At 60.4% G+C, this 9,404-nt stretch carries 5 protein-coding genes; all 5 read right to left on the reverse strand.

Features of this window, described 5'->3' with window-relative positions; genetic code table 11:
* The coding region (locus ACOSYY_RS00555; protein ID WP_421660273.1) for a DUF6519 domain-containing protein at positions 1 to 1,593 on the reverse strand (1,593 nt) is incomplete at its 3' end.
* Positions 1,594 to 1,669: 76 nt separating this feature from the next.
* Positions 1,670 to 3,826, reverse strand: a complete 2,157-nt coding sequence (locus tag ACOSYY_RS00560) for a phage tail protein (RefSeq protein WP_421660274.1) — start codon at positions 3,824 to 3,826, stop codon at positions 1,670 to 1,672.
* The gene (locus ACOSYY_RS00565) at positions 3,823 to 6,543 is read right to left on the reverse strand and encodes a putative baseplate assembly protein (protein ID WP_421660275.1); all 2,721 of its coding nucleotides are present in this window, start codon (positions 6,541 to 6,543) and stop codon (positions 3,823 to 3,825) included. Before ACOSYY_RS00565 ends, ACOSYY_RS00560 begins: the two co-directional genes overlap by 4 nt.
* Positions 6,540 to 9,092, reverse strand: coding sequence for a putative baseplate assembly protein (locus ACOSYY_RS00570; protein WP_421660276.1), 2,553 nt, complete (start codon positions 9,090 to 9,092; stop codon positions 6,540 to 6,542). Before ACOSYY_RS00570 ends, ACOSYY_RS00565 begins: the two co-directional genes overlap by 4 nt.
* A partial coding sequence (locus ACOSYY_RS00575; RefSeq protein ID WP_421660278.1) for a GPW/gp25 family protein occupies positions 9,089 to 9,404 on the reverse strand: 316 nt, incomplete at its 5' end. The genes ACOSYY_RS00575 and ACOSYY_RS00570, both read right to left, overlap by 4 nt.

Genomic DNA, 9,404 nt, shown 5'->3' on the forward strand with positions numbered 1-9,404 from the left:
GGACGCGACATCCTGGTCCGGCTTCCAGACAAGACTGTTGCCGGACACTGTCAAAGTACCGCTCAGAATTGTCTCCACGCGTGGCGGCATCGCGGTCGGATCCGTCGAGGCAACCGTCGGTGTTTCGAGCGTCACAATGAATGTGCCGGGGTTGACGGCCTGTGGCGCATCCGGCGCTTCCCTCGAGGATTGAGAGGGGATGGTGTCCAGAGTGACTTGCAGGCCGGTATCCAGGACGGATTGGACGGTCATGACTTCGTCGTGCCGCCAGCTCGTGCCGATGACGTGCATGGCGCCCACTCCCGTCAACGGAGGAAAGATCCTTCGGGCGTCGACCGAGCTCAGCGTGTTGGTCTGAGGATTCCGCTGAAGGAGGGCAAGGCGACTATAGTGACGATCGACCCCTTGCGGCAGTTGCGGAGTCGTGAAGGGCCATTCAATCGTCCCGGTTTCTCCATTGATTGCGGTCCGTGCGGGAATCAGCCAGAAGTCTCCCGTCTCGAAGGTTCCGTTAGTGAACTTGACCTCAAGACCGTTCTCCAGCGGGAGAAATCCTTCATTCCCGGCAGGCACGGACAATGCGATGTCGTTGGCGCTGTCCCACCGCCTGAGCTTGGGATGTGCATCCAGATCGACCGATCGTGCCGGTGCCGTCATCAGCTTGATCACACGGGTGGCACGATTGACGCTGTCGATTTGGATGAGCTGGCCGGGAAGCCGGTTCAGCTCCGCCACATCGTCGATAATCTCGATCCACTGCCCGCTGGCAAATCCAAGAAACTCATCCGGTCCAAGATCTCGGACGGTCAGTTCTTGGCCGCTTAACCGTTCGATGGCCGTGACCACGGTACCGTTGTCGCGGGACCATTTGAAGGTCGGCACCTTGGCCGGATCCCCCAATTCTCCACCTTTATGAATTTCCACACGATACAACTGGTTCTCAAGGCCCCGATAGCCCGCGCTCGGCGGAATAATGCATGGATTATTGCTGCCGATCACCGGCTTCGCTCGAGCCGAAAGCGCCCCGGTGGGCGGCGTCAGTAGCTGTATCCATTCTTCGAAAAGAGATTCAGGACCCGCCACCCCCGAGACCGGTGTCTTGACGGGCAGTATCTTGACCTGCCATACGATCTTGAGCCGCGTGGTGCTATCGGGCCCTCCCAGTGCGGATTCACGCATTGCGGCATCGTCTAACGCCGTAAGATGTCGCTTCCACGCCTCCAGATACACGATACCGAACACCGCGTCGTTCTTCTGCAAGAGATCGTGCGCCCCCCCTGCTCCCGGCAGGTCTGCTTGGGCCGCATAACTGATATCCGCGTCGTTCTCACAAAGCAGCCCGTCGACATAGTAGCGGCCGCGGCCAATCAACAGACCGGCTCCATCACGATCCACCCGAATCAGGAAACCAGGGTCAACAGTCGGTGCGCCGGAAAAGCCGACGATGTCGCGCGTCATCGTCTCGCTGCGATACGCCTGGATCGCTTGAGATTCATTCCAATCCGCATCGAGCTGAACCCGTCCCTGCTGGAGCAGGACAGCGCTGTAATGTTTGCCTCGCGCGAATGTCTGCCGACTAAAGTCGCCTTTCATGTACTGATCTCCTATCGTTGTCTACGTTCGATCCCTGCTCGGCCGCCCCGTGATCCATCACTGCGGCCGGAGAAGTCTACGTCACGTAAAAGATTCCGCTCTCCAATCCGAACCGAAGATACTCCTCCATCCTGGCGCGGACGTTCGCCTCACACTGTGCCTGTCCCAAGCTGTGGAAAATCCCCATCTCCGATCCATTTTCGGCTCCCGTCCGAACTTCCGCCGGACATGATGCGTGAAGCTGCAGATAGGCCGGCTGGCCGAATCGATCGGTGCTGAATACAGGCCGTAAGGATGACCGTATTCGCGCTTCCAGCTGAGCAAGAACCGGCTCGGGTGTGGACGGATCCCGCTGTTGCGCCGCATCCCTGGCTTGCTGCACAGCCCATTCGGGTTGACAACGATAACGGCGTGGAACTCGAGAATCGGACGGAAGATAGGAAAATCGGATACATCCTTGCTGTTGTTGCTCACTGACAACCTGACCGGCCACGAGCGCATGCTCAGCCAATTCGACGGCCCGAACGCGGACAGTTCCGATGACGGTCGTGCGGATCAACCGCAGCGTCCCCGCCGCGCCTTTCCCGTCGTCGGCCGCTGCCAAGGCCACCCCCGACTCGGCGAGTGCATCGATTGCACTGTCGAGCAGTTCCACGGACACGTCGGGGCCCGTCATCAGACGGCCGCTGAGAGTGCGATCAATCACCAGCGTCCCGCGACTACCTGCATCAACCCACCGTACCGACGGCTCGGACCGAGGCTGCATTGAATGATCCTGCGCGAGTTCGACCGGCGCCAGCGTGCAATGCCTGATCGTGAGGGTCGTTTCCGCCGTGCCGGTTATCCGTACCGATTTTGCCAGCATCAGGTTGTGCAAGCTCAGCTCCGCATCCTTCGCGCTGACGATCGTGACCGTCCCCGTCAACACAGGTCGTGTGCCTTCATTGCCTTGAATGGTCAGGTCCTGGTCAGGTCCCAACCTGATCGTGAGATCTCCATCGATCGTCGCGTTGTCGTCGATTTGAATCACGGCATCCTCGGTTCCCACGGCCGCCAACGCTTGGCTGAGCGTTGACCCTCCTGTCGCCACCCGGCGCGTCACGGGAGCGCGAAGCGCCTCAGTGGGATACGGCCCCCCTCCGAAGGTTCCGCTGAATCCGAAGGAATAGGCCACCTGTACCTGCGCCCCTGCCATATCGGCGTCAGCCGAGAACGCGAGGCGTCCCAGCACGGGATCCACGGCGATCTGGATCGGCAGCTGTAAATCCTGGCTGTTGTCCCCGGGACGCTTGTCGCGACGGCGATACGCCAGCCGGCTAGGCGGACGTTGCCAGTCTGTCAGATCGCAGATGAGGACCTGCTGCACCGGCACCGCGGTCCCGTTCTTGAATACCTGAAACACCGGCCGTGCGGCATCGAACCACGATAACGCTCGAGTGACCGCTGATTCCGCGTGACCATCCGCCAAACTCTGGCGCAATTCTTCGAGCTCATCGAATAGGGGACGTCGCCGGAGCGGATCGGGCACGCTCACCGGCTCCGCCAACCGTGCCATGCTTTGCTCTCCTTGGCCAGGATTGAAGAGCGGCATGTCGAACCCCAGCGGATGAAAGGTGAAGCAGCCGTCTTTGACAAGCTTGGCCGTGCCTTTGGAGACGCGATAAGGCTGCAACCGCCACAAGAACAGGCCGACATTTGGAAGGTTATAGCGGCCCCGGCCGCTCGCGATCCATCGCACATCGACGACATGAGGAATGGAGCCGAACGGGGTCTGAGACCACATGACTTGCCTCTGCCGGCGTAGGTCGGCCACCGCGTGATGGGTCGGCCGCACATGGTTGAGATACTGCGTCGCGCAAACCTGCTGGAAGTACTCCACCGCCCGCGCCTTCCACCCCGTTACATCCGTGGCCAACTGCTCGATTATCGACACCGTGCCCTTGCGGCGTCGGTAGGCAATCGTGTTGGCCACTTCGGCCCGTGACGAACCGTTCGTGGCAGCCGCATCCCGAAGCTTTCGATATCCGATCAGCTCGCCGAGGTAGGGCACCACCCACTCCGCGCAGGTCTCGATAAACTGATCATCATAGAGTTGTGCCAGGTCTTCCTGCAGCACCTCCGCCTGTTCCGCCAATACAGTCAAAAACGCCTTGAGCGGCAATCCCTCTTCTTGATCGCGAATGCGATAGATCGACGGGAGCAAGGCGTACAGCTTGTCGGCATCCAATGTCATGACGCCACTCCGATCTCCACCAGTGGACTCGCATCGAGCATTAACAATTCCGCGCCCACACTCACAGTCCCGCTGCCGAATTGCGGCGCCATGGCCGCAAGCTCGGTTTGGAGCGAAGGCGCCGTCGGATCATCCACCCGATATAATTGCGTGAGTTGCGCCGCCTGTACACCCTGAATCCGATGCATGACGGACAGGACACCGCTGAGCGTGACCGGTTGGCCGAACTCGCGCGACGGGAAGGAGAATGCTTTCCGCAGCCGATCCTGTATGCCGGAAAGGACGAGCTCCGCCGAATAGCCGGATGCCGGAGTGATCTTGGCCCCCACCTTGAAAAAAGCCGGACGGTAGCTCACGACCTGGACCGGAACCAACGGGTCCCCTGCCTTCTGAATGGCGCGCACAAGATTCGTATAGACTGATTCGGCTTCCTCGATGACCGCGCCATCGGTCCCAGCCACGGTGAGCAGGATACCCCGTCGACGCCCCGTCCATGTGGAAGTGGCCAGCGCTTTGCTTACCCCGGAAAAGGCGGCCGCGAAATCCTCATAGTCCTGCAAGGACACGATGCGGTCCAATGTCCGGAGCGTGAGCGCGGCATTGCGCCGGATATCTCCGAGCGTCTCGGGGTCTGCGGCACCGGCCGCGTCCATGGGATTCGTGACCTCGCGGACACCGGCCGGCTTCGTCATGAGCAAACTGAGTTGGCTCGCTTTTACCAAGCCCGCCGCGCCGACCCCCTGGCGGTAAGCGGCTCGCACATTTTGCCGGCCGGTCGGAAGGCGCGCGCCGGTCACACCATCGCCGAATTGAATGATGGTCTTTCCATCGTCGTCCTTGCGGGTAGTATAGATGTGTTCGGTAGGTCCATGATCGTAGAGCGTCGTGACCTCTTCCCACAATTGATCGTTCACACGGATCTCGAGCGTGGATTGTCCGCCGCTGGGCGTCGGGGCGCTGATGTAGGTCAACGGCGGTTGACGCAGCACAAATTGCTGGAAGGGTACACGGGTGTCTCCCGAGCCGAGCAACTCTGATCGTGACTCCCCATGCGTCGCCGCCACGACATTGCCGTTGATCCGCACGGTGGCGCGCACATAGGGATGGGCCAGCGCCGACTGGAAGGTGAGCGTCGTCAGCCCTTCTTCCAGGGTTACTTCGGCCAGCCGGTGGACTTCACTGGCCTGGACACCGGAGAGATCCTCCCGCTCGCCGGTCACGGTGACCCATCGCCCGGCTTCCAGGCCAAGATAGGCTCCGTTGAGCGTGATCTCATTTCCCTCGACCGCATCGAGAATCGGAACGGGGGCCAGTTCCAGCCTCTCGCTCGCGACAAATGCGGTCGTATTGCGGAGGGTAAACTGGCTAAACCCCTCCGAGCGATCGATTCGAAGACGTGTCACCTTGGCGGTCAATGTAAAGTCGGACCTGGTGAGTTCAGCCGTATCAAGTACCTGATATGCTTGAGGTGATAGTGACGAAGTCGGACAGGCAAGGACGATCCAACTGCCTTCCACGATAGTCGGGTACGTCCGGTCCAAGTAGAGATAGGCTCCTCCGATCGAAGGATCGGGCTGGTCTTCTTCACCAAGCATTCTCATCTCCCAGGATTGGGGGTAGACCGCATCCTCGGGTGTCCGCTGTTCCTTCGGGAGCGATTCCCATTTCGGCGCATTGTGACCGAATAAAGCGGCGCGGTCGTGAAACGCGAACACGCCCGGTCCCGTCGGCAATGGCCTGGCCGGGGGAACGTTGATCGCAGCCTGAAGCGCCACGCGAGACCAGCGATAAGTCTTAGCCATGGAGAGCAGCAGCCGTTGATTCCACCGCTTGCCCGAGACCAGCCCTGTCTTCACGAGCATGTTGTCGAACCTCGGGGCTGTCAGAATGAACGGGCTCAAGCGCAATGGCGGTCGAACCCAGGGAACAGGGTGCGGTGCCGTGACCAGGTTGAGGGTCGTCGTATTGGCTTTCGGGCTCGACTCAATTTGCAGAACCTGCTTAACCTTCCAATCAGCCGGTTCATTGCCGGTCACGACCAACACCGTGTCTCCGGTCTTGATGAACGTCGATACTCCGGGTACCAACACCTGCTCCAATTCAGCGTTCACGGGATGAGGCTGGCTGAGGCGTGGCTGCAGACTGTTCCAATCCGGATGCGCCGACAGGTCTTCGATGGTCTCGTACACCTGCGCGGTCTCGCCGGGTCCCGGAACGCTCTGCACTCTGGTCCCTTCCGGCACCAGGACCTCACGAGGACCCGACGGCGTCGGTGGAAGCGGTGTCCCCGGTAAGGAAACAACTCCCGTCTCCTCGACGATAAATGCGAGAAACGTACTCGCGGCCACACCCGGCCGAGGCTCATACCCGATCAATCGCGCTTGCTCGAGCAGCGATCGCCGCTCGGTGGCCGTCAACAGATATGATTCATTGGCCAGACGCTCCTGATAGAAGGTTAAGATATCCAAAACCGTCGCCCAGGCATCGAGCAACCCGATGGAGAAATCATCGTCGCGGCGTGTCCGGATGCCCTGAATGGCCGAGGACCCCGATGTTGACAATCGGGCCAACATGCCGGCCTTGAACGATCCGTGCGTGCCGACTCGGTATCCAATCATCGAGAGTCCGGGGCGGTTCGTGACCTCGATGGGGGTCGCTACGGTAAGCCCCTTGCAACTTCCGCATGGGTTCAGGCCCTGTTCGAGTCGTCCGCTCACACACCACCCTCAAGTACCAGCCGAAAGATACCTCGGTCCGGAAAGTTCGCATCGTTATCGCACCGCGCAATCTCCAAACGGCCTAGGGAGAGGACCCCTTGCGCCAGTGCGTCTCCACCGGGATTGTCCAGGCGCTGAAACTGTGTGATGACCACCGAACGTACCCCGGCCACTTCCTGCGCCGCGGCATACAATGGGCTGAGGTATACAGGTTGACCGAATGAAAAGTTGTCCGGATGGAAGAGGCCGCGTCGTCCATCCGGTGAGATCCGATTGCTGAACCGCGCGTGCAGCGCGCGCTGCACGTCGCTTTGGAAATAGTGCGGCTCCACCGAAACTCGCATTCCGATTTCGAGCGCCACTAGTTTCGGATTGTCGATTTCGATGTCCTGGCCGGCCAAGCGATAGGACTCCAACCTGCTCCGCAGATCGGTTTCATGGGCGGGATCGACTCGTGCTCCGCCCATCCGGTCGACCGGTACAAAGACGGTATGCCAACTCCCCGTCCATCTAAGCGTGGCAGCGGCATGCTGCACGCGCGAGTCCCGCTCGGTCATCTCCGCATAATCGTCCATGGTTACCGCGCGATCCTGGGTGCGAAAGGCCATGGGTGCGTTTCGCCGAATTTCTTCGAGACTCTCCGGTTCCGTTCCTCCGAAGGCCGGCAATGGATTCGTCACACCGGCGACATGAGGATTATCGGTCACGACGTGCCTTAACGTGTCGGCGCCGATGTTTACTTGGCTTCCGTTTCCGACGCGATACACGATCTGAAACAAGCTTCCCGGCTCCGGCCGACGCCCGTACCGGCCGTCTCCGAATCGAAGCGAGGCCGTCCCATCCTGCTCCATTTCCACGACATAGTCCGGCCGACCGAGACTGTCCGTGAGGAGATCTCGGGTGACTGTCCATTCCATCTGTACCGAGTTGAAGGTACTTACAAGCGATCCGATCGCCGGACGAACGGTTTCCCGATCGTAGACCATGGCCGCCCGCGCAGAACGAGGTTGGTCCGTCTCATCGAAATACGGGAAAGGGGCGGCATGCGTGAGCGGACGACCACGCAGGACTGGTTGATAGCGAGGTGGAATGAGTTGCCGGCCATCGGAGCCCGGCGCCGTTGTACTTTCCATCAATTCCGTCGGCAAAGCCTCGGCCTGTACGCGGGTCAGACGCGGCATCGGCACCGGATGGAACTTCTCCGGAGTCTCCACCGTCTTCCCATGATCCGCCAGCACGATGTTCCCCAATGCCACACTGATATCCGGTTCATCATCCTCGCCATGGTCCCTATCCTTTTTCGAGGATAAGCATAGCGGGAACGGCAGCGCGTCCTCGGGATGCCATTCGATCTCCGAAATAGGTTCTTGGGTGAGCGGGTCCAACCCGATGGCCGCATCCGCAATCAACCGCACGACATGGCGATGAGCGGGATTTGCATCTTCCTTCAAACCGGTCAACGGACCCTTGACCTCCTGGAAAATCAGCACGGTTCCTTTGCGGAGATTCTGAAGATGCCCGCGAAGAGTGGCCTTCGTGGCGCCTGCCGGGAGACAACATTGCTTATTGCCCCACGTATGGAACTTCATCTCCGCATGGTCTTTGAAGAGTCGAATATCTTCCATCATTTCAAAAACAGTCGGTTGCTGGCCCGGCGCGGCTTGTTCAGCATTGGATCGCGCCGCAAGAACCCCGTCCCGCCCGCGAACAGCGGTCAACAGCCGAGTCGGCCCGTCAGATCCCCGCGCCGGCAATCTCACGTTGTCGCTGCCCGGGCGCAACTGGATCTGCGCCCACACACGCGCGTTACATCCCTCGAACGGCAGATAGCCCACCAGGCGGGCGTGACGCCGGACGGACACGCGGCGACGGGCCGTTCCCAAGTAAGCTTCCGTAGCCACGGCATCCTGCTCGTAACTCAAGTGATCCCCGACATAGGCCAAGAGTTCGACGAGAGCCATGCCGAGATCGGCCGGGGACCGCTCGGTCCATCCCGGCACCAGGAGCGCGAGGCGATCCAACATGACCTGCCGGAAGCTCGCATAGTCCTTTGCCAGGTAGTTGATATCGAGTTTCGGCAGGGGGTCTGACGGACACCGATCTTCCATTCGGCAATCGAAGTCGCTCGGACAGGCCACCTTGAAGGAAAAAACCAGATTCGCAAGTTGCGGGTCGAATCCGGCCGGTGGACCGGACTCTTCCCGGCCGGCCACCAATTGGAGTCTGTATTGGGAGAAGTCTCCCGGTTGATCGACCACTACCGTAAGGAGGTTGCGGTCGGTCGAGACCCGCACGACGCGGATCTTCGATACTCGGACGCCTCCGCTGATGAGGACGTTTGCCGCTGTCAATGGCGGAGCAGCAGGCACACCATTCGGTTGACCGGGCAGGGGATGAATAAAGCGCACGTGGAGCGTTGTCTGCTCCGGCGTCGCCACTTCCACGAAATCCATGCCGTTCAAGAGGGGTTTGCCGTCGCTTCCGACCTTCGTCCGCACGAGTGTTCGACGAAGCTCCACGCGGCTGTGAAGTTGCGTCACCGGGCTCATAGTGTTTTCACCAGCTCTACCGTGCTCTGTTGCTGAGTTTGCCTCAAGACATACCGCACCCTCACATGAAGTGCCGCGTCTTCTCGGCGCACCTCTACACCTTCCACCATCAGAATATCCCCCAGCCACTGCTGCAGTGCGGCATGGACGCTCACCTGCGTGGCGGCAGTCAATGCGTCGCTATTGGGAGCAAACACGAGTTGCATCAGCCCGCTCCCGAAAGTGGGGCGATTGACCCGCTCACCCGGAGCCGTAAACAAAACCTGTTCGATCAGATCGCGCACATGGTCCGCCTCTCCGGTCATCGCCGTG

The sequence above is a fragment of the Nitrospira sp. BLG_2 genome (genome assembly GCF_049222245.1).